At 73.1% G+C, this 20,700-nt stretch carries 23 protein-coding genes; 8 read left to right on the top strand and 15 right to left on the bottom strand.

The genetic code is table 11. From position 1 onward, the window contains the following. Nucleotides 1-12: 12 nt before the first annotated feature. The 8 genes from H9640_RS10825 to infC all read right to left on the bottom strand — a co-directional run bounded on the left by H9640_RS10825 (nt 13) and on the right by infC (nt 8,129). Entirely contained in the window at nt 13-873 is an 861-nt protein-coding gene (locus H9640_RS10825) for an SDR family NAD(P)-dependent oxidoreductase (protein ID WP_191790693.1), read from the bottom strand. After that, nucleotides 866-3,451 carry a phenylalanine--tRNA ligase subunit beta gene (pheT, locus tag H9640_RS10820; protein ID WP_191790692.1) on the bottom strand — a complete coding sequence of 862 codons (2,586 nt, stop codon included), beginning with the start codon at nt 3,449-3,451 and terminating at the stop codon, nt 866-868. The genes H9640_RS10825 and pheT overlap by 8 nt, the downstream gene beginning before the upstream one ends. Continuing rightward, nucleotides 3,451-4,542, bottom strand: coding sequence for a phenylalanine--tRNA ligase subunit alpha (pheS, locus tag H9640_RS10815; RefSeq protein ID WP_191790691.1), 1,092 nt, complete (start codon nt 4,540-4,542; stop codon nt 3,451-3,453). Before pheS ends, pheT begins: the two co-directional genes overlap by 1 nt. Nucleotides 4,543-4,841: 299 nt before the next feature. Continuing rightward, the gene (thpR, locus tag H9640_RS10810; protein ID WP_191790690.1) at nt 4,842-5,471 is read right to left on the bottom strand and encodes an RNA 2',3'-cyclic phosphodiesterase; all 630 of its coding nucleotides are present in this window, start codon (nt 5,469-5,471) and stop codon (nt 4,842-4,844) included. Beyond that, a complete protein-coding gene (locus H9640_RS10805) occupies nt 5,468-6,400 on the bottom strand; it encodes a TrmH family RNA methyltransferase (protein WP_318243739.1) in 933 nt (310 codons plus the stop codon). The genes thpR and H9640_RS10805 overlap by 4 nt, the downstream gene beginning before the upstream one ends. Nucleotides 6,401-6,438: 38 nt before the next feature. Continuing rightward, entirely contained in the window at nt 6,439-6,825 is a 387-nt protein-coding gene (rplT, locus tag H9640_RS10800; RefSeq protein WP_030150471.1) for a 50S ribosomal protein L20, read from the bottom strand. A 76-nt stretch (nt 6,826-6,901) separates the two neighbouring features. Further along, entirely contained in the window at nt 6,902-7,096 is a 195-nt protein-coding gene (rpmI, locus tag H9640_RS10795) for a 50S ribosomal protein L35 (protein ID WP_030150472.1), read from the bottom strand. 91 nt (nt 7,097-7,187) lie between these two features. Then, complete coding sequence (gene infC / locus H9640_RS10790) at nt 7,188-8,129, bottom strand: translation initiation factor IF-3 (RefSeq protein ID WP_318243742.1); 942 nt, start codon at nt 8,127-8,129, stop codon at nt 7,188-7,190. Nucleotides 8,130-8,609: 480 nt separating this feature from the next. Here infC and H9640_RS10785 point away from each other — a divergent pair, with 480 nt between their 5' ends. From H9640_RS10785 to H9640_RS10760, 6 genes are all read left to right on the top strand, one after another. After that, a complete protein-coding gene (locus H9640_RS10785; RefSeq protein WP_318243738.1) occupies nt 8,610-9,044 on the top strand; it encodes a Fur family transcriptional regulator in 435 nt (144 codons plus the stop codon). 156 nt (nt 9,045-9,200) lie between these two features. Beyond that, the gene (locus tag H9640_RS10780; RefSeq protein WP_191790689.1) at nt 9,201-10,703 is read left to right on the top strand and encodes a catalase; all 1,503 of its coding nucleotides are present in this window, start codon (nt 9,201-9,203) and stop codon (nt 10,701-10,703) included. A gap of 278 nt (nt 10,704-10,981) precedes the next feature. Continuing rightward, complete coding sequence (locus tag H9640_RS10775) at nt 10,982-11,335, top strand: DUF1844 domain-containing protein (protein WP_191790688.1); 354 nt, start codon at nt 10,982-10,984, stop codon at nt 11,333-11,335. After that, nucleotides 11,332-12,066, top strand: a complete 735-nt coding sequence (locus H9640_RS10770; protein ID WP_225227067.1) for an efflux RND transporter periplasmic adaptor subunit — start codon at nt 11,332-11,334, stop codon at nt 12,064-12,066. Before H9640_RS10775 ends, H9640_RS10770 begins: the two co-directional genes overlap by 4 nt. After that, entirely contained in the window at nt 12,063-12,824 is a 762-nt protein-coding gene (locus H9640_RS10765; RefSeq protein WP_307824059.1) for a S1C family serine protease, read from the top strand. Before H9640_RS10770 ends, H9640_RS10765 begins: the two co-directional genes overlap by 4 nt. 10 nt (nt 12,825-12,834) lie before the next feature. Further along, entirely contained in the window at nt 12,835-13,266 is a 432-nt protein-coding gene (locus H9640_RS10760) for a spore germination protein GerW family protein (RefSeq protein ID WP_191790687.1), read from the top strand. 106 nt (nt 13,267-13,372) lie between these two features. On the opposite strand, the gene H9640_RS10755 is transcribed toward H9640_RS10760, so the two are convergent. From H9640_RS10755 to H9640_RS10725, 7 genes are all read right to left on the bottom strand, one after another. After that, the gene (locus H9640_RS10755) at nt 13,373-14,227 is read right to left on the bottom strand and encodes an SseB family protein (protein WP_307824058.1); all 855 of its coding nucleotides are present in this window, start codon (nt 14,225-14,227) and stop codon (nt 13,373-13,375) included. Continuing rightward, nucleotides 14,224-14,955 (bottom strand): bifunctional 1-(5-phosphoribosyl)-5-((5-phosphoribosylamino)methylideneamino)imidazole-4-carboxamide isomerase/phosphoribosylanthranilate isomerase PriA, encoded by a 732-nt coding sequence (gene priA, locus H9640_RS10750; protein WP_191790686.1) that lies wholly within the window; start codon nt 14,953-14,955, stop codon nt 14,224-14,226. The genes H9640_RS10755 and priA overlap by 4 nt, the downstream gene beginning before the upstream one ends. Nucleotides 14,956-15,071: 116 nt before the next feature. Continuing rightward, nucleotides 15,072-15,719: an imidazole glycerol phosphate synthase subunit HisH gene (hisH, locus tag H9640_RS10745; RefSeq protein ID WP_191790685.1), complete on the bottom strand. Its 648-nt coding sequence runs from the start codon at nt 15,717-15,719 to the stop codon at nt 15,072-15,074. After that, the gene (locus H9640_RS10740; protein ID WP_191790684.1) at nt 15,716-16,234 is read right to left on the bottom strand and encodes a hypothetical protein; all 519 of its coding nucleotides are present in this window, start codon (nt 16,232-16,234) and stop codon (nt 15,716-15,718) included. Before H9640_RS10740 ends, hisH begins: the two co-directional genes overlap by 4 nt. An 86-nt stretch (nt 16,235-16,320) precedes the next feature. Continuing rightward, nucleotides 16,321-16,920, bottom strand: a complete 600-nt coding sequence (gene hisB / locus H9640_RS10735) for an imidazoleglycerol-phosphate dehydratase HisB (protein WP_191790683.1) — start codon at nt 16,918-16,920, stop codon at nt 16,321-16,323. Continuing rightward, nucleotides 16,917-18,056, bottom strand: a complete 1,140-nt coding sequence (locus H9640_RS10730; protein ID WP_191790744.1) for a histidinol-phosphate transaminase — start codon at nt 18,054-18,056, stop codon at nt 16,917-16,919. Before H9640_RS10730 ends, hisB begins: the two co-directional genes overlap by 4 nt. 181 nt (nt 18,057-18,237) lie before the next feature. Then, a complete protein-coding gene (locus H9640_RS10725; RefSeq protein ID WP_225227005.1) occupies nt 18,238-18,771 on the bottom strand; it encodes a Rieske (2Fe-2S) protein in 534 nt (177 codons plus the stop codon). Between the two features lie 155 nt (nt 18,772-18,926). On the opposite strand from H9640_RS10725, the gene H9640_RS10720 reads away from it, so the two are divergent. After that, nucleotides 18,927-19,406 carry a hypothetical protein gene (locus tag H9640_RS10720; RefSeq protein WP_204808615.1) on the top strand — a complete coding sequence of 160 codons (480 nt, stop codon included), beginning with the start codon at nt 18,927-18,929 and terminating at the stop codon, nt 19,404-19,406. A 191-nt stretch (nt 19,407-19,597) separates the two neighbouring features. Then, complete coding sequence (gene adhP, locus H9640_RS10715; protein ID WP_191790682.1) at nt 19,598-20,629, top strand: alcohol dehydrogenase AdhP; 1,032 nt, start codon at nt 19,598-19,600, stop codon at nt 20,627-20,629. The last annotated feature ends 71 nt before the right edge of the window (nt 20,630-20,700 follow it).

Here is a 20,700-nt window from a genome sequence, read left to right as displayed (position 1 = left end):
GACGGCGCGAGATCAGCGCGCGGGAAGCGCTCCCGGCATGGGGTCGTCGTCGCCGAAGCGCGTCACGCGCAACCGACGCGCCTCGGGTCCGGGCACGGCCTCCACGCCGCGAGAGCCGGCAGCGGCAGCCGCTCGCAGCGACGCGGGCGAGTCGTGCGTGACCCGCACGAAGGTCCCCGACCACGCGTCGAGCTCGCCGGCCGCGATCGCGACGATCATCTCGACCGTGCGCTCCACGGGCGTCCACTCGGTGCGCCCCACGTGCATGTCCATCGACGCGGTCAGGTCGGTCTGCACCACGCCTGGCGAGACCTCGAACGTCCGCAGCCCGCGGGCATGGCCCGACAGGTGCAGGTTCGACCCGATGCGCAGCAGCGCCGTCTTGCTCGCGTTGTAGGCGGTCGCGCCGTCCATGTCGTGCGAGCCGGCACCAGAGCTGAGGTCGACGACGCGTCCCCCACCCCGCGCGAGCATCCCGGGGACGAGCGCCCGTGCGAGCAGGAAGGGCCCGCGCACGTTGGTCTCCATGACGGACCACCACTCGTCCGGGTCGGCCTCCCACAGCGGCACCTCGGCGTCGATGCGCCCGGCGTTGTTGACCAGGAGGTCGATCCCGCCCAGCTCCGCCTCGGCCCGCGCGACGGCCGCGTCCACGGCGGTGGGGTCGCCCACGTCCGCGACCAGACCCACGGAGCGGCGACCCAGGGCGCGGACCTGGGCGGCGACGTCGTCCACGCGGGACGCGTCCCGGCCCAGGACCGCGACGTCGAGGCCCGCACGGGCGAGACCCAGCACGACCGCGCGGCCGATCCCGCGCGCACCACCCGTGACGAGGGCGGTGCGCGCGGGGGCCACGGTGGTGACGTCAGCCACGGAGCTCGGCCCCGACCTTCTCGTGCGCCGCAGCGACCGCCGCGGCACGCACGGCCGCGGAGTCCTCCGCGGTGAGCGTGCGGTCGGTGCCGCGCAGGCGCAGCGAGAACGCGAGCGACTTCTTGCCCTCGCCGACCTGGGGGCCGGTGTAGACGTCGAACAGCGCGAGCTCCTCGAGCAGGTCCCCCGCGCCTTCCTCGATCGCGGCACGCACGGCCGAGGCCGGCACGGAGGCGTCGACGACGAGCGCCAGGTCCTCCTTGGCGAGCGGGAACGACGAGACGGGCTCCGCCTGGACGGGCTGGCCCGGGGCGGCGGCGATCAGCGCGTCGAGGTCGACCTCGAACGCCACGGTCCGCGCGGGCAGGCCGAGCGTCTCGAGCACCTTGGGGTGCAGCTCGCCCGCGTGCCCGACGACGGCCCCGTCCGACAGCTCGAGCCTCGCGGTCCGGCCCGGGTGCCAGGGCGCGTGGTCGTGGTCGGCGACCACGCTCACGCGGGCCCCGACGCGCTCGGCCACGAGCCGGGCGGCGGCCAGCGCGTCGGTCCAGTCGGCCGCACGACCCGCGCCCCACCAGCCCGAGGCCACACGCTGGCCGGTCAGGACGCCCGCGACCCGGCGAGGCTGCGGCGGCACAGCGGCCTGCAGCGTCTCGAGGTCCTGCTCGCTCGGGCGGACGCCGCCCGGGAGCTGCGGGGCTGCCGGTGCACCGGGCACGGGGCGCGTCACGAGGCCGATCTCGAAGATCGCGAGGTCCGTGTTGCCGCGTCCCACGTTGCGCTTGAGCGTGCCGAGCAGCGTCGTCAGCAGGTTCGTGCGCATCTCGGGGTGGTCGTCCGCGAGCGGGTTGACGAGCCGCAGCGCTCGGCGACGGTCGTCGTCCGCGGGCAGGCGCAGGTCGTCGTGCGACTGCGGGTTCACGAACGGGTAGCTGAGCGTCTCGACGAACCCGGCCTCCGCGAGGGCGCGCGCGACCGAACGACGCAGCTGCTGCGAGGTCGTGAGCCCGCGACCCGCCGGGGCGGGCGGCAGGATCGACGGGATCTTGTCGTAGCCGACGAGTCGGGCGATCTCCTCGACGAGCTCTGCGGCACCGGTCAGGTCGGGACGCCACGTCGGCGGCGTGACCTCGAGGGTGGTGCCGCCGTCGAGGTCACGGACCGTGCAGCCGATCTCCGCGAGCACGCCACGCACCTGCTCCGAGGTGTACGGAACGCCCACGAGACGCTCGGCCTCGTGGATCGGGAACACGATCGGGGCGACGGGCGGGACCGTGTTGAGGTCGCTCACGGCGTCGTCCACCGTGCCGCCGCCGAGCTCGACGAGCAGGTCGACGACGCGCTGGGCGGCGACGGGCGGCAGTGCCGGGTCCGCACCGCGCTCGAAGCGCTTGGCCGCCTCGGAGGGCAGCTTGTGACGGCGTGCGGAGCGGGCCACGGTGATCGGGTCGAAGTGTGCTGCCTCGACCAGGACGTCGGTCGTGGTCTCGCCGACCTCGCTCGACGCCCCGCCCATGACGCCCGCGATCCCGAGCACGCGCGAGCCGCGCGCCCCCTCGGGCGAGTCGGTGATGAGCAGGTCCTCGACGTCGAGGCGGCGTTCGACGGCGTCGAGCGTCGTGAGCCGCTCCCCCGGCGCCGCGCGGCGCACGACGATCGGCCCTGCGACCTTGGCGAGGTCGTAGGCGTGCAGGGGCTGACCGAGGTCGAGCATGACGTAGTTCGTGATGTCGACCGCGAGCGAGATGGGGCGCATGCCCGCCTGGGTCAGACGGCGCTGCATCCATGCCGGGGTCGGCGCCTGCGGGTCGATGCCACGCACGATCCGCGTGACGAAGCGGTCACAACCGGTCACGCCGTGGATCGGGGCGTCGTCCGCGACCTCGACGGGGAAGCCGTCGGGCGTCACGCGGGGCAGGTCGCCCGTCGGGAGCCCGCGGTCCGTGAAGGCCGCGCCCGTCGAGTGCGAGAACTCGCGGGCCACGCCGCGGTAGGAGAAGCAGTACCCGCGGTCCGGGGTCACGTTGATCTCGAGGACCTCGTCGCCCAGGCCCAGGAGCTCGAGCGCGTCCGTGCCGGGCGTCGTGTCGTAGCCCGTCTCCGGGGAGTACCCGTAGCGGTCCAGCACGATGATGCCGTCGTGGTCCTGCCCCAGCCCCAGCTCCTTGGCCGAGCAGATCATGCCGTCCGAGACGTGGCCGTACGTCTTGCGGCTCGCGATGGGGAACGGTCCGGGCAGCACGGCGCCGGGCAGCGCGACGACGACCCGGTCGCCCGGGCCGAAGTTGTGCGCGCCGCAGATGATGCCGCGCGGGGTCCCGCCCTCGGCGACGGGGACGCCGTCGACGTTGTGCGCCCCGACGTCGACCTGGCACCAGTTGATGACCTTGCCGTTCTTCTGCTCCTCGGGCTGGACCGAGACGACCTGGCCCACGACGAGCGGACCGGTGACGGACGACCCGTGGATCGCCTCCTCCTCCAGGCCGACCTTCACGAGCGCGGCGGCCAGCGTCTCGGCCGTCAGGTCGGTCGGCAGCTCGACGTGCTCGCCGAGCCAGTCGATGACGATGTTCGGCATCAGATCCCCATTCCGAACTGGGTCGAGAAGCGGACGTCGCCCTCCACCATGTCGTGCATGTCAGCAATTGCGTGGCGCAGCATGAGCGTGCGCTCGATGCCCATGCCGAACGCGAAGCCCGAGTACACCTCGGGGTCGATCCCCGCGGAGCGCAGGACGTTCGGGTTGACCATGCCGCAGCCTCCCCACTCGATCCAGCCTGCTCCGCCCTTCTTCTGGGGGAACCACAGGTCCATCTCGGCGCTGGGCTCGGTGAAGGGGAAGAACGACGGGCGCAGGCGCGTGCGAGCCTCGGGACCGAACATCGCCTTGGCGAAGTGGTCGAGCGTGCCGAGCAGGTGCGCCATGGTCAGGCCCTTGTCGACCGCGAGACCCTCGACCTGGTGGAAGACGGGAGTGTGCGTCGCGTCGAGCTCGTCGGTGCGGAACACCTTGCCGGGGCACGCGATGTACACGGGCAGCTCGCGCTCGAGGAGCGTGCGGGCCTGCACGGGCGACGTGTGCGTGCGCAGCACGAGGTTCGACGGCTCGCCGGGCTCGCCGTCGGGTCCCGTGGGGGCCTGGAGGAAGAACGTGTCCTGCATCTGACGGGCCGGGTGGTCCGGTCCGAAGTTGAGGGCGTCGAAGTTGAACCACTCGGCCTCGATCTCCGGGCCCTCCGCGATCTCCCAGCCCATGGCCGTGAAGAAGTCGGCGGCGCGCTCCTGGAGCGTCTCGAGCGGGTGGCGGGCACCGGCGGGAGCCCGGTCGACGGGGAGCGTCACGTCGACGGACTCCTCGACCAGGACACGCTCGTCGCGCTCGGCCTCGAGGACCTGGGTACGTGCGGCGAGCGCCTGGTTGAGGCGGCCGCGGATCGGGCCGAGGAGCTTGCCCGCGGCAGCCTTGTCGGCGGGCGCGAGCTGGCCGATCTGGCGGTTCGCGAGCGCGAGGGCGCTGCGGTCGCCGGTGTGCTCGAGGCGCACCGTCTTGAGCTCGTCGAGGTCGCGGGCGGCCTCGACGGCGGCGAGGGCCTCGAAGAGGACGGCCTCGAGCGCGGGGCCGTCGAGCGGCGACGGCGCGGCGGGCTGGACCGGATCAGGGGTGGACATGCGTGCCTTCCTGGCGGGATCGGGATCGGACGCGCAGAGGTCACCTCGCGCGTCCAACTGAAGATTCTAGAGCGCCCGCCGGGGCACGACCGGCCGATCCGAGGCCACCGCACGGTGTCCTGTGGTCGGCGTGCGCAGCGTCAGCCGCGCGGCCCTCGAGCGGGCCACGTAAATCGGCGATCATCGCGCTGCATGCCCTCATGGTCCCACATCGCTGCCTCGCGGGCGTGGGAGGTGCCGGGGCGGACCGCCCGGTCCGGCGGCGGGACGCGTGGTCGCACCGAGGGTCGAGCCGTCGGTCAGCGACGCTCGCCGAGACCGAACGACCGCACGACCTCGTAGAGCGGGCCCCCGCTGCGCCCCGCCCCCGGGGTCGACTCGACGAGGCAGAGCTCGGCCGCGGTGAACTGCGGCCCCTCGTAGACGGCCAGGGCGTGCGCGAGCTCGGCCGGCCCGGGTCCCGTGGGCCGGGGGTCCGTCTTCCGGCGGGACGTCCTGCGGGGCCCGGAGGCCCGCGCCACCGTCAGGTGTGCGCGCTGGCGTGGCCTGCGATCGAGCCGCAGCCCGACGTCGGATGCCGCCTCCGCGGACGCGGCGCTCAGCCGTCGCAGGGCCTCCGCGTCGCCGCCCACTCCCGCGAACAGGATGCGGTCCTCGAAGGTGCCGCCGCCGCGCAGGTGCAACGACAAGGGTTCCGTGTCGCGTGCGACCTCGTCGAGGGCTCCGGCCAGGTCGTCCGCGGCGCCCTCGGCGACCTCGCCGAAGAACGCGACCGTGAGGTGCATGAGGTCGCGCGGGGTCCAGCGCAGCGAGGGACGTCCGTCGTCGAGGGCGACCGCACCGAGAGCGGCGAGCGCGAGCCCCAGGTGGTCGAGGGCCTCGTCCGAGGGATACAGGGCCGCGAACAGTCGCGCCGACCCTCCCCTCACACGGCTCCGTCCGCGCCGTCGGCAGGGGCGGTGGCCGGGGCCGACACGCCTGCGCGACGGGGGCGGTGCGCCCGGCTCGACGCGTACAGGCACACCGTGGCGGCCGTCGCGAGGTTGAGCGACTCGGCCTGCCCGCGGATCGGGACGCTCACGACGGCGTCGGCGAGCTCACGATCCTCGGGTGGCAGGCCCCAGGCCTCGTTGCCGAAGACCCACGCGGTCGGCCGCGAGAGGTCGGGAGTCTCGCCAGGGGCGCTACCGGCGACGTCGAGCAGGTCGTCGAGGTCGTGGTCCCCGGCGCCGTCGGCGGCGAGGACCACCAGCCCGGCGGAGCGCAGCGCGTCGACCGTCTCGGCGAGGCTCACGCCCGTCACGACGGGGACGTGGAACAGCGAGCCCGCCGTGGAGCGCACGACCTTGGGGTTGTGCACGTCGACGCTCTCGCCCGCGAGGACGACCAGGTCGGCGCCGGCAGCATCAGCGGCACGGATCACCGTGCCCGCGTTGCCGGGGTCGCGGACGGTCGCGAGGACCGCGACGAGCCGCGGCGAGGCGGAGACCGCGTCGTCGAGCGTGAGGTCCTGGGTCCGGACGACCGCGAGGATGCCCTGGGCGTCGGAGCTCATGGCCTCGAACGCGTCGGGCGTCGTGAGGTGCACGTGCAGGCCCTCGGCGAGCGCGTCGTCGACGATCTCCGCGTAGCGGTCTGCGGCCGACGACGTCACGTACACGTCGCGGACGAGGCGCGCGCCGTGCCGGACGGCCTCACGCACCCCCTGCGGTCCCTCGACGAGGAACTGCTGGTGGCGCGAACGCGCCGAACGCCCGGACAGTGCCCGGACCGCCTTGACCCGGTCGCTCCGAGGGTTCGAGACCTCGGGAACGCGACGGAAGAACGGTACGGGGCGACCTGAGGACAGATCGTTCACTGTGCGGGCGTCCGGTGAGAAGAGTCGCTGCTCGATGATCAGGCAGCAGCCTTCGGGGCGTTCACGTCGGCAGGCAGAGCGTCCTTCGCAGCCTGGACGAGCGCGTTGAAGACCGTGACGTCGTTGACCGCGAGGTCAGCGAGGACGCGACGGTCGACCTCGATGCCAGCGGCCTTGAGGCCCTGGATGAGGCGGTTGTACGTCAGGCCCTGCGCGCGGGACGCAGCGTTGATGCGCTGGATCCACAGGCGACGGAAGTCGCCCTTGCGCGCCTTGCGGTCGCGGTAGGAGTAGACGAGGGAGTGGGTGACCTGCTCCTTCGCCTTCCGGTAGAGACGCGAACGCTGGCCGCGGTAACCCGCAGCGCGCTCGAGAGTTGTACGGCGCTTCTTCTGGGCGTTGACCGCCCGCTTCACGCGTGCCACGTGATGCTCCTTGCAGTTCGGGGCTCAGGTAGGGACTCAGCGGTGGTCAGCACCAGGGGCGCGACCACCAGGCAGATCACTTACCGAGCAGCTTCTTGATCTTCTTGACGTCAGCGGGGGCGACGACCTGGTCAGCAGACAGGCGACGCGTGCGGGTGCTCGACTTGTGCTCGAGCAGGTGGCGCTTGTTGGCCTGCTCGCGCATGACCTTGCCGCTGCCGGTGATGCGGAACCGCTTCTTGGCGCCGGAGTGCGTCTTGTTCTTCGGCATGGCTGCCGTTTCTCCTTTGTCTGGTCGAGATCCCGGGAGGGACCCGACGTGTTCGGGCCGTGGCCGGTGGGCCTGGCTCGGTGTCAGTTGGTCAGCTGGGCTTGCCGCCGGGCTTCGGCTTGGAGGCCGAGCTCGGCTTGGGCGCCGGGCGCGGGGCCGGAGGCTTCGGCATGGCAGCCGGCTTCGGCACCGCGACGGGCTTGGGCGCCGTCGCAGGCTTGGGCGTGGCGGCCGGGGCGGCGGCCTTGGGCGCGGCGGCCTTGGGCGCTGCGGCCTTGGGCGCTGCTGCACGGGGGGCAGCCTTGGGTGCGGCCACCGGCGCGGCGGCAGGTGCGGGAGCCGGCTCAGGAGCGGCAGCAGCCTTGGCCGCGGCAGCGGCCTCGGCCGACGCGACGAGCTCGGCGGCCTCGGCGACCTGCACCTCGAAGGGTACGTCGTCGCCGTCCGCGGGCTCCTCGGAGACCTCGACCGGAGCGGGCTTGGCGGCCGACTTCGTCGGGCGGGGCTCGGCCTCCTGAGCACGCTTGCGCTGCTCGCTCTTGGCCTCGGCCTTCTTCTTGACCGGGCCGAGCACCATGACCATGTTGCGCCCGTCCTGCTTGGGCATGCTCTCGATGAAACCGAGCTCGGCGACGTCGTCGGCGAGGCGCTGCAGGAGGCGGACACCCATCTCCGGGCGCGACTGCTCACGGCCACGGAACATGATCATGACCTTGACCTTGTCGCCCGCAGCGAGGAAGCGCTCGACGTGGCCCTTCTTGGTGCCGTAGTCGTGCGGGTCGATCTTCAGACGGAAACGGATCTCCTTGAGGACCGTGTTCGCCTGGTTCCGGCGAGCCTCACGGGCCTTCATGTCCGACTCGTACTTGAACTTGCCGTAGTCCATGAGCTTGCACACCGGCGGGCGTGCGTCGGGGGCGACCTCCACCAGGTCGAGGTCAGCGTCCTGGGCAAGGCTCAGGGCGACCTCAATGCGGACGACGCCGACCTGCTCCCCACCTGGGCCGACGAGTCGGACCTCGGGGACACGGATCCGATCGTTGATGCGAGGCTCGCTGATGTGATGCTCCTAGGAAGTCGTCGGTAGACCACCAGGAACGGGAAAGGCCCCCGTCCCAGAGCGCAGGAGGAGGCCATCGATCGGGTCGTCGCGGGTGCGACGAACACACCGTCGCGCCACCGTGAAGAACGGCGACGCTCCGGACCGAGACCCGGCCTCTGTCGTGACGATCGTCAGCAGTTGAAGCTCAGGTGGGATGGAATCCACTTTGCGCACCCGTACTCGACTCTTCGAAGCACCAGCTGGAGCCTCGACGAGAACGTACGGGTCGGTCAGCCACCAAGACTAGCACGCATGTCCGGGGACCCCACCCCGCCCCCGCTCGACCCGGCACGCCGCCCACCGGCGGACGTGGCGAAGCACCCCGCCGGGCCGCCTCGTCCACCGACGCGCCACGCACTGGACATCCTCCATCAATGGAACTCTTCCAGAAAATGGGGGTAGAGTGGCGGCGTGCCCACCGACAAGACGATCCGCCCAGCGGACCACGAGACCGAGCTCCGCGACAGCGGGCTCCGGGTGACCGCTGCCCGTCTCGCGGTCCTCGACGTGGTCACCCGGCAGCAGCACGCCGACGCGGACGACGTCCTGCGGGCGACGCGCGAGGTGCTCGGGTCGGTGTCCGTCCAGGCCGTCTACGACGTCCTGAACGCGCTCACCGAGCACGGCCTCCTGCGTCGCATCGAACCTGCGGGCCACCCGGCCCGCTACGAGCGGCGCCTGGGCGACAACCACCACCACGTGGTGTGCCGCTCGTGCGGGGCCGTGGCGGACATCGACTGCGCCGTCGGTCATGCACCGTGCCTCACCCCGAGCGGGAACAACGGCTTCACGATCGACACCGCCGAGGTCACGTACTGGGGTCTGTGTCCGGACTGCGCCGACTGACCGCCCGCCGGCACCACCACACGACCCCCTGACCGGCCCCCTACCTGCGGGGCACAGCCACGACCCCTCACCGCTCCCCCGGAGCACCTGTCCCTACCGCCCCCTACCCACGCACAGGTCCTGGGCCCATGACGGCCTCACCTGAAGGAGAAGACGATGACGAACACCCCCTTCACCACGACCCAGACGGGCACCCCCGTCCCGAGCGACGCCCACTCGCTGACCGCGGGCGCTGACGGCGCGACGGCGCTGCACGACCGCTACCTGGTCGAGAAGCTCGCGCAGTTCAACCGCGAGCGCATCCCGGAGCGCATCGTGCACGCCAAGGGCGGTGGCGCGTTCGGCGAGTTCGTCGTCACGGAGGACGTCTCGGCGTACACCCGCGCGGCAGTCTTCCAGCCGGGCGCGCGCACCGAGACGCTGCAGCGCTTCTCGAGCGTCGCGGGCGAGCAGGGCTCCCCCGACACCTGGCGCGACGTGCGCGGGTTCTCGGTGAAGTTCTACACGACCGAGGGCAACTACGACATCGTCGGCAACAACACCCCGGTCTTCTTCATCCGCGACGGCATCAAGTTCCCCGACTTCATCCACTCGCAGAAGCGCCTGCCGGGCTCGGGCCTGCGCGACGCCGACATGCAGTGGGACTTCTGGACCCTGTCCCCCGAGTCGGCGCACCAGGTCACGTACCTCATGGGCGACCGCGGCCTGCCGCGCTCGTGGCGCGAGATGCCGGGCTTCGGCTCGCACACCTACCAGTGGATCAACGCCGCCGGCGAGCGCTTCTGGGTCAAGTACCACTTCACCTCGAACCAGGGCAACGTCGAGATGGAGGGCTCGGAGGCCGAGCTCATCGCAGGCGCCGACGCGGACTACTACCGCCGCGACCTGTACGAGGCGATCGAGGCCGGCAACTTCCCCTCCTGGGACGTGCACGTCCAGGTCATGCCGTACGAGGACGCCAAGACGTACCGCTTCAACCCGTTCGACCTGACGAAGGTCTGGCCGCACGCGGACTACCCGCTCATCAAGGTCGGGACGCACACGCTCAACCGCAACCCGCAGAACTTCTTCGCGGAGATCGAGCAGGCGGCGTTCTCCCCCGCGAACACGGTCCCGGGCATCGACATCAGCCCCGACAAGATGCTCATGGCCCGCGTGTTCTCCTACCCGGACGCGCAGCGCTACCGCGTGGGCACCAACTACAACCAGATCCCGGTCAACGCGCCGCACGCCGCGCCGGTGCACAACTACTCGCAGGACGGCGCCCAGCGTCACGGGTTCAACGCGCCCACGACGCCGGTCTACGCCCCCAACAGCCTGGGCGGCCCCGTGGCCGACGAGGCACGTGCGGGCGTCGGGTCCTGGGAGTCGGACGGTGAGCTGACGCGTTCCGCGGCGACGCTGCACGCGCAGGACGACGACTTCGGCCAGGCCGGCACGCTCTACCGCGAGGTCTTCGACGACGCGGCCAAGGCGCGCTTCCTCGAGACCATCACGAACGCCGTCGGCGGGGTGCAGAGCATCGCGATCCGCGAGCGCGCGATCCAGTACTGGACGAACGTGGACGCAGCCCTGGGCGCCGCCCTGCGCAGCGCTCTCGAGGTCGCCCCGCTCGCGGCCGACGAGCCCGGCGTCACGTCGGAGCCCGCGCACTCCTGACGCCGCGCCGCTGCCCGACGCACCGTCGTCGGGCAGGGCGTACGTCACGCCCGGAGGCCGGGTCCGCTCCCCGCGGGCCCGGCCTCCGGGCTCTTCGCCGCCTCCGCGCGGCTGCCGGGCGAGGCGGAGCCGGACTCGGTCGCTTGGCACACTATTTGGGCCGAGCGAGGTGCCCGACGGCGCCGCGCACCTCTGCCGTCCACCGCGCCCCGCGGTCGGGCCCGCTCGGGCACCCCGGACGGGTCCCGAGCGCTCGTTCCCTCTGGAAGGATGAGCACATGACTACCGAGAACGACCCCATCGCCCAGGACGCCACCCGGGACATCGCCGACGTCGCAGCCGTCGAGGTCATCACCTCCGCCGCCGTCCACCTCATGAGCGCCGCCGCCGTCAAGTGCGGCCTCGCCGAGGACGCCGCCGAGAAGGAGCACCTGGACCTCGACGAGGCGCGCAAGCTCATCAACGCCCTCGCCGCGCTCGTGACGGCCTCGGCCCCCGACATCGGCAACCAGCACGCCCGGTCGCTCCGCGACGGCCTGCGCTCGCTCCAGCTCGCGTTCCGCGAGGCCTCGGTCTACCCCGACGCCCTGGGCGAGGGCCCCGGCGAGAAGTACACGGGCGCGGTCAGTTGAGCACCCCGCCGGGCGGGCAGCCGACGCCTCCCCCGCCGTCCAGCGCGCACGGGGGCGACGGCGTCGTGCCCCCGCCCGGTGGGACCCCTGGTCCGCCGCCCGCTCCCCCGGCGTTCGTCCCGGGCAGCTCGACCCCGCTCCCGGGGGCCGCCCCGCAGACCCAGGCCTACCTGTCCGCCGCGGACCGGACGGGACCGGAGACCGGACCCGCGCGTGGCGGGTCGGGGCGCGGGAAGACCGTCGCGATCCTCGTGCTCTCCGCAGCGCTCGTCGTCGCGCTGGGGCTCGCGGCGTACCTCCTGGTCACGACGCTGAGCTGGCAGGACCGCAGCGCGCAGTGGGAGAAGGAGTCCCGCGAGCTCGGTCGCCAGGTCGCCCAGCTCGACGCCGACCTCGACGGCGCGAACGCCGAGCTCGAGTCCGCGCGCTCCCAGCTCACGACGGCCCAGGAGCGCATCACCGCGCTCGCGAACGAGAAGGCCCAGCTCGGCGACGAGAACGTGGCCTCGCAGCAGTACCTCGACTACCAGGCCCGCATCTCCGAGGCCGCCGGCACCGTCGCCGCGGCCCTCGGCCAGTGCACCACCGCCCAGGACGAGCTCATCGGCTACCTCAACAACCGCGACGCCTACAACCCCGACGACCTCGCGCGCTTCGCGACCCAGGTCGACGACCTGTGCAACGCCGCGACGGCCGCCAACACCGAGCTCCAGAAGGAGCTCGAGAAGTGAGTCGGGCACGGCGCTCCGGTCCCCGGTCGCCCGCCCGCCCGGTGACCGCCGCCGTCACCGCGACGCTCCTCGCGGCCCTGGCCGCGGGGTGCGGGGTCCTGCCCGGGCTCCCCGAGCCCATGCCCACCTCGGTCGTGCCCAGCGTGGCGCCCCAGGCCGATCCCGTCGGCTCGGAGAACCTCTCCCCGGACGGCTTCGACGCGGTCAAGCGCATGGCGGTCCGCATCCGCAACGTCGGGTGCTCGTCGCTCTCGACGGGCTCGGGCTTCGCGCTCGACGACCGCACGCTCATCACCAACAAGCACGTGGTCGAGGGGTCGAAGTCCCTCCAGGTCCTGACCTACGACGGCCGCGACATCCAGGTCGAGACAGCGAGCGCGGCGGGGCTCGCGGACCTCGCGATCGTGCGCACGAGCGACGACCTCCCCTCGGCCCCGACGCTCGCGGCCGCCGACCCGGCCCAGGGCGACACCGTGACGGTCGTCGGCTACCCCGAGGGCGGCCAGCTCACGGTCACGCAGGGCAAGGTCGTGGGCACCGCCACGGACCCCCTGCACGAGAACCTGGGCCAGGTGCTCGTGACCGACGCGCAGGTCGAACCCGGCAGCTCGGGGTCGGCCGCGCTCAACGAGGCCGGCGAGGTGATCGGCGTGGTCTACGCGAAGTCGACCGACGCGTCGCTCCTCGTGCCCGTCTCGACGCTGCGCGCGATGCTCGACGACTCGTCAGCCTTCGCGACCCTGCCGCCCTGCTCGTAGGCTGCCAAGCATGAGCAGCGACAGCAGCAAGGACGCGACGGGCCGACCGGACCCCTCCTTCATCACACGCGCCGCGAGCGACGCCTTCTCGGTGCGCAAGGTCTTCGGCGAGGCCTACGAGCGCGACGGGACCCTGGTGATTCCCGTCGCCAAGGTGTGGGGCGGCAGCGGGACGGGCTACGGGTACGGCGTCGGCGCGCTCGACGGGTCGACGGCCTCCTCGGCGGACGACACCGGGCAGGGCGAGGGTCCGGGCGAGGGAGCCGGGGGCGGCGGGGGTTTCGGCGTGCACGTGCGTCCCGTCGGCGTCTACGCCGTGGGCCCCGACGGCACCCGGTGGCACCCCGCCCTCGACCTCAACCGGGTCATCCTGGGAGGCCAGGTCGTGGCCATGGTGGTCGCGCTCGTGGGCGGCTGGGTCCTGGGGCGCCGTCGCCGCTGAACCCCTGCGTTCGCCTACCGCGCAGCGCGAGCCGGGTGGCGTCGTCGGGCATCCTCCGGGCACCGCACGGTCCCCGCCAGGCGCCCGACGACGTCGCGTCCGCAGGTCAGTCGGCGCGCCCGATGCGCAGCTCGAGCGAGTCGACCCGCTCCGAGACCACGTCGCTGCCCGCGAGGGCCGCGTTGACCTGCGCCAGCACCGCGTCCAGGCCGCGCCGGTCGAGCCCCGAGTCGATCGAGAGCACGACCGCGACCTCGGCGCTCCGACCGGTCTCGGCGCGGACCGCCGCGACGTGCTCGATCCCCGAGACCGCGCCCGCGATCTCCGCAGAGACGTCTGCCGCGACCACGCCGTCCGCGACCGCGGGCGCCCACTGCTTGCCCTGCGCGAGCGCCCACACCGCAGGGCGCGGGACCAGGACCGTGACCGGTCCTGAGGGGTCGAGGACCAGGAGCGACCAGTCCTCGCTCACGGCGGACAGGGCGGCGCGCGGGGCGTCGACCGGGACCGGGCGCGCGTCGGGACGCCAGGCGGCCATGCTCGCGACGCTCGAGAACACCGGGAGCGCACGGCGTCCGTCGGGCGCCTCGAGCGCGACGACGCCCGCCGAGGCCTCCTTGTCGACCTTCTGCCCGTGCTCCCCGACGCCCGACTTCTCGAGCTCGGCCAGGATGGGGATCAGCAGTCGCGTGCGGCCGAGCTGCGCGACGACCTCCGTGAGGCTCGCCGTCCCCGCCGAGAAGTCCGCGAGGACGCTCGTGAGCGCCGGGTCGGCCGAGCCGTCGTCGTCCGCGAAGCCCGAGGACGGAGGCAGCGCCTTGCCCGTCCCCTCGCCCGCCGGGCCCTTCGAGAACGGCGACGCGCCGTGCGCGTGCCCCGCGTGCGGATCACCGATGACCGGAGGAGCCGAGGCGGCCGAAGGGTCGGAACCGGCGGAGCGGTCGGAGAAGGGCGAGGTCACGGACGGCCTGCCACGTCGAGGGCCTGGGGCAGCGTGAAGGCGCCCGCGTACAGGGCCTTGCCGACGATGGCCCCCTCGACGCCCTCGCCCACGAGCGCGCGCAGCGCCTCGAGGTCCGCGAGGCTCGAGATGCCGCCCGACGCGACGACCGGGGCGTCGGTGCGCGAGGCGACCTCGCGCAGCAGGTCGATGTTGGGGCCGCGCAGCGTCCCGTCCTTGGTCACGTCGGTCACGACGTAGCGCGAGCAGCCTGCCGCGTCGAGGCGCTCGAGGACCTCCCACAGGTCCCCGCCCTCCTGCGTCCAGCCGCGGGCCGCGAGGGTCGTGCCACGCACGTCGAGCCCGACCGCGATCGCGTCGCCGTGCTCGGCGATGACCTTGGCCGTCCACTCGGGGTTCTCGAGGGCCGCGGTGCCGAGGTTGACCCGCGAGCAGCCCGTCGCGAGCGCACGGGCCAGGGACTCGTCGTCCCGGATGCCACCGGAGAGCTCGACCTTGACGTCGAGGCGCGCGACGACGTCGGCCAGGAGCTCGGCGTTGGAGCCGCGACCGAAGGCCGCGTCGAGGTCGACGAGGTGCACCCACTCGGCGCCGCCGGCCTGCCAGTCGAGGGCCGCCGACAGCGGGTCGCCGTACGAGGTCTCCGAGCCCGCCTCCCCCTGGACGAGGCGCACCGCCTGCCCGGCGGCGACGTCGACGGCGGGCAGCAGGACGAGACGATCGGTCATGAGGTGGTCCTTCCGAGGATTCACGAGGGGGTGGGCGCGAGCGCGGGGCGCAGGCGCCGGGTGACACGATGAACGGTCGAGCGAGGGGCGGGGCCTGAGCCCCTCCCGGACGGGTATCAGAGCGAACGGACCCAGTTCTCCAGGAGCCGGGCACCGGCGTCGCCGGACTTCTCCGGGTGGAACTGCGTCGCGGAGAGCGGACCGTTCTCGACGGCCGCGACGAACCGGCCGCCGTGGTCGGACCACGTGACGAGCGGGGCGCGGAACGCCGCACCCACGGGCTCGTCGACGCCCAGCGAGAAGTGGCGCGCCGCGTAGGAGTGCACGAAGTAGAACCGCTCGTCGGCGATCCCGTCGAACAGCACCGAGCCCTCGGGCACCTCGACGGTGTCCCAGCCCATGTGCGGGACGACGGGCGCCTCGAGGCGGTCGACGATGCCGGGCCACTCGCCGAGCCCCTCGGTGAGGGTGCCGTGCTCGTCGCCCTCGTCGAACATGACCTGCATGCCGACGCAGATCCCGAGCACGGGACGACCGCCCGCGAGGCGGCGCTCGACGATCTGGTCGCCGCGCACGGCCTTGAGCCCCGCCATGACCGCGGCGAACGCGCCGACGCCGGGCACGACCAGGCCCTCTGCCTCCGACGCGCGCGCCCGGTCCGCGGTCAGCTCGACGCGCGCGCCGACCCGCTCGAGCGCGCGGACCGCGGAGCGGACGTTGCCGAAACCGTAGTCGAGGACGACGACCGAGGGGCCCTCGCTCACTTCTTGCGCGCCTTGCGGGCGGAGGCGGTGAGCAGACGCATGGCCTTCCAGCGTGAGATGCCCGAGCTGGGGACGACGCCCGGGAGGTCCGTGACGGTCGCGTGCCCCGTCACGAGGTCCTCGAGCTCCTCGGGGGCGCCGCCGAGCACGAGGCCGGGGGCGAGGGTGTCGCCCTCGACCCCGTCCTCCCAGCGGGTCGCCGTGAGCTGCTCGCCACGACGCGTGAGGAGGATCAGGGGCACGCCCTTGACGAGCGTCGAGATCGCGGCCGCCGCCCGCTGCGGGGCGTCGCCCGACAGGTCGCGCAGGACGGCGAGCGCACCGATGCCGGTGGGCACGGCGTCGACCTCGATCTGCGCGATGGAGCACGCCGCCGCGAGCGGCTCGGCGCCCGCGATCTGCGTCACGAGGACAGCGACGTCGGGGTCGGCGGACGGGGTGAGCAGGCTCGAGATGTCGTCCGGGATCTCCAGGTCCAGCTCGGGCTCGTCGGCGGGGTTCTGCGGGGTGGTCATGTCGTCCGTCTCGGTCGTCCGCGGGTCGCGGGGGTGATCGCCGTGCTCAGGCCCGTCGGGCTGAGCGGGGGTGGTCGGCTCGGAGGTCACAGGGCGCCCTTGGTCGACGGGATGCCGTCGACCCGGGCGTCGGGCGCCACGGCGAACCGCAGCGCGCGGGCGAGCGCCTTGAACTGCGCCTCCACGATGTGGTGGGGGTCGCGGCCCGAGAGCACGCGCACGTGGATGCAGATGGCCGCGTGGTGCGCGATCGACTCAAGCACGTGGCGGGTGAGCGACCCCGTGAAGTGGCCACCGATCAGGTGGTACTCCTGCCCCGCGGGCTCACCCTCGTGCACGAGGTACGGGCGACCCGACACGTCCACGACCGCGAGCGCGAGCGCCTCGTCGAGCGGGACCATGGCGTCGCCGAACCGTGAGATCCCGGCCTTGTCGCCCAGCGCGATCCGCAGCGCCTCGCCGATCGTGATCGCGACGTCCTCGACCGTGTGGTGCGCGTCGATGTGCGTGTCACCCGTGGCCTTGACCGTGAGGTCGATGAGCGAGTGCTTGCCGAGGGCCGTCAGCATGTGGTCGTAGAACGGGACGGTCGTCGAGATGTCCGTCTTCCCGGTCCCGTCGAGGTCCAGCTCGACGAGCACGCTCGACTCCGACGTCGCCCGCTCGATGCGCGCGGTGCGCTTCACAGTCCTGCCACCTCCACCAGGGCGTCCTTGAACGCCGTCATCTCCTGCGGCGTGCCGATCGACACCCGCAGCCATCCGTCCGGTCCAGTCTCCCGGATGAGGACGCCTCGATCCAACAGGCCCTGCCAGATCGCGTGGCGGTCCGGGAACGTGCCGAACAGGACGAAGTTCGCGTCGGAGTCCGCGACCTGCAAGGGCTCGCCGTCCAGGACGGCCGGACGCTGCGCGCGCAGCCAGGCGACGGTGGCGTCGCGCTCGGCCCGCAGGTCGTCGACCTGGGCCAGGAGGGACGCCGAGTGCTTGAGCGCCGCGCGGGCGACGGCCTGCGTCACGGCCGACAGGTGGTACGGCAGGCGGACCACGCGCAGCGCGTCCACGAGCGGGCGCGCCGCAGCGAGGTAGCCCACACGGGCCCCGGCCAGCGCGAACGCCTTGGACATGGTGCGGGTGACCGCGAGGTTCGGGTAGCGCTCGAGGAGCTCGAGGGCCGAGGGGACCCCGGCGCGACGGAACTCGCCGTACGCCTCGTCGACCACGACGACCGCGGACGTGCCCGGCTCGGCGCCGCGCGGCGTGACCGCGAGCGCCGCCTCGCACACGGCCTCGACGACCTCGCGCGACAGGGCCGTGCCCGTCGGGTTGTTGGGGCTCGCCAGGAGGATCACGGACGGCGCGTGCTCGGCGATCGCCGCACGAGCGGCGTCGGCGTCGAGCGTGAAGTCCTCCTCGCGGCGGCCGGTGACCCAGGCCGTGGAGGTGTCGCGCGCGTACTCGGGGTACATCGAGTAGGTGGGCGCGAAGGACAGCGCGGTGCGCCCCGGGCCGCCGAAGGCCTGGAGCAGGTGCAGCATGATCTCGTTCGACCCGTTGGCCGCCCACACCTGCTCGGGGGCCACGCGCACGCCCGACTCCCCCGCGAGGTAGTCCGCGAGGTCCTGGCGCAGTCCCAGGAAGTCGCGGTCCGGGTAGCGGTTGAGGGTCGCGGCGGCAGCGGCGACGTCGGCGGCGATGGTCGCGACGACCTCGGCCGAGGGCGCGTAGGGGTTCTCGTTGACGTTGAGCAGGACGGGGACGTCGAGCTGCGGCGCCCCGTACGGCTCGATCCCCGCGTGCTCGGTCCGCACCGGCAGGTGCACCTCGGACGCGGCGTGCGCGCGGGGCTGCGAGAGGGAGGCACCCGCCTGGGGTGCGCCGTCCGGGGACTCGAGGAGTGGAGTGGTCACCAGGACAGTCTACGAAGCCGTTCGTGCGGGAGCGGTGGACGTCCGGCAGGCGGTCGGTGAGCCTGTGTGCGACGCGCGTCCCGTCGGCCGTGCGTCAGGTCGTGACGACGTCCGTCCCGCTGACCGTGACGGCGAGCCGTGGGAGCGGCGAGGGCGCCGGGCCGGCGAGCACGTCGCCCGTGCTCAGGTCGAAGCGGGACCCGTGGCACGGGCAGTCGAGCTCGCCGTCGCCCGGCGCGACCGTGCAGCCCTGGTGCGTGCAGATCGCGCTGAAGGCCTCGAACGTCCCCTCCTCGGGCTGGGTCACGAGGTAGGGCGCGCCGTCGACCTGGACGGACACCGCGCCGCCCACGGGCACGTCGCCCGTGGCGGTGACCACGGTGCCCGACGGCGCCGCGGCAGTCCCGCTCGTCCCCCCGCCCTCGCCCGTGGTCCCGGTGGCACTGCTCCCGCCACCGCCGCCCGAGCAGGCAGCGAGGACCAGCGCCCCCGCGCCCGTACCTGCGGACACGAGGAGCGAGCGTCGGGTGAGGAGGTCGTGCGAGTGCGCAGGCTCCTGCACGGGCGCCACCGCCTGTCCGTGGGGCATCGGCTGCGCCGAGGTCACCTGCGTGGTCGAGGTCCTCATGGTCACCCTCCGCCGTGCGTCGCGGGTCGATCGGTCCTTCAATTGAAGCATCGGGTCCCGTGCCGCGCGCGAGCGCGGAGCGGCCCGCCCGGGGCGCGCATCCTGCGCGCGCCGGAGCGCTCAGCGCACCTGCACCAGAGCACTCGGAGCACCCCATGGACGCGTCCGGCCCACCTCCCACCGACGGCTCGACGCCCGGGCGCTCCCCGGCGTCGGGCACGCCTCCCACTCCCCCGCCGCTGCCGCGCGGCGCGTGGCTGCTGCGCGGCGTGACGGCCGCGGGGCTGCTGCTGTCGGCCGACGTCCACCTGTTCCTGTACGTCCAGGGCTACCAGGACATCGAGGTCGTCGGGCCGCTGTTCCTGCTCAACGCGGTCGCCGGGTTCGCGCTCGGGCTCGCGGTCCTGGTGTGGCGCCACTGGTTGCCGCTGCTGGGGGCGATCGGGTTCTCCGTCGCGACGCTGGGCGCGTTCTACCTGTCGACGACCGTCGGCTTCTTCAGCGTGAACGAGACGGTCGGCGGGGTCCAGCAGGTCACGGCCGCGGTGGCCGAGTGGGTCGCGCTCGTCGGTGCGCTGCTGGCGCTCGTGGTCGAACGTCGCCGGGCGTCGGGGCGGTCGCGGAGGGGCCCCTGAACTGCACGAACATCGCTTGTGATGATCTTCACAAGCCTCCGGTCCGTGCTCACCGGCACTCACCGCGCACCCGCCGACCCGCTCGGATACGGTCGAGGAGCCGGACATCATGGGACGCGCAGCGCGTCCCGTCGCGCCTGACGCGCCAGTCGACGGCTCGACCCCCCGGTGTCCGCTCCTGGAGGAGAGCCATGAGCACCATGAAGGCAGCCGTCGTCCACACGTTCGCCGCACCCCTGACGATCGACGACGTCGAGGTCCCCACCCCCGGACCCCTCGAAGCGCTCGTCAAGGTCGACTACACCGGCGTGTGTCACACCGACCTGCACGCCGCCCACGGCGACTGGCCGGTCAAGCCGTCCCCGCCGTTCGTCCCCGGCCACGAGGGCGTCGGCACGGTCGTGGCCGTCGGCGACCAGGTCACACGTGTGAAGGTCGGCGACAAGGTCGGCAACGCCTGGCTCTGGAGCGCGTGCGGCGAGTGCGAGTACTGCGAGACCGGCTGGGAGACCCTCTGCCCGAACCAGAAGAACGGCGGCTACTCGGTCGACGGCTCGTTCGGTCAGTACATGCTCGTGGACTCCCGCTACGCCCCGATCATCCCCGACGGCGTCGACGACTCCGCGGTGGGCCCCATCCTGTGCGCGGGCGTCACGGTCTACAAGGGCCTCAAGCAGACCGACACCCAGCCCGGCGAGTGGGTCCTGGTCTCCGGCATCGGCGGCCTGGGCCACATCGCCGTCCAGTACGCGGTCGCGATGGGCCGCCGCGTCGCCGCGGTCGACGTCGACGACGACAAGCTCGCCCTGGCCCGCAAGCACGGCGCCGAGGTCACGGTCAACGCCGCCACGTCGGCCGACGCCGCGGCCGAGATCCAGGAGAAGACCGGGGGCGGCGTGCACGGGGCGCTCGTGACGGCTGTCAACGCGCACGCGTTCCCCCAGGCCGTCGGAGCGCTGCGCCGCGGCGGCACCGTGTCCCTCGTGGGGCTGCCCCCGGAGAAGTTCCCGCTCGACATCTTCACGACCGTGCTGTTCGGTCTCACGGTCCGCGGCTCGATCGTCGGGACCCGCAAGGACATGGCCGAGGCCCTGGACTTCTTCGCCCGCGGCAAGGTCACCCCGACCTACACCGTCCGGCCGCTGAGCGACGTCAACGACATCTTCAGCGAGATGGAGCAGGGCAAGATCGACGGGCGCGTCGTCATGGACATGCGCTCCTGAGCACCCGGTGAGCGGCTCGTGCCCGCCCCTGGGCGGGCGACGGCGCCGCCCACACGGGCCCCGGGGGGGCG

The organism is Oerskovia gallyi, assembly GCF_014836745.1.
GTDB classification, from domain to species: domain Bacteria; phylum Actinomycetota; class Actinomycetes; order Actinomycetales; family Cellulomonadaceae; genus Oerskovia; species Oerskovia paurometabola.
This window is presented reverse-complemented; position numbering and strand designations above follow the sequence as displayed.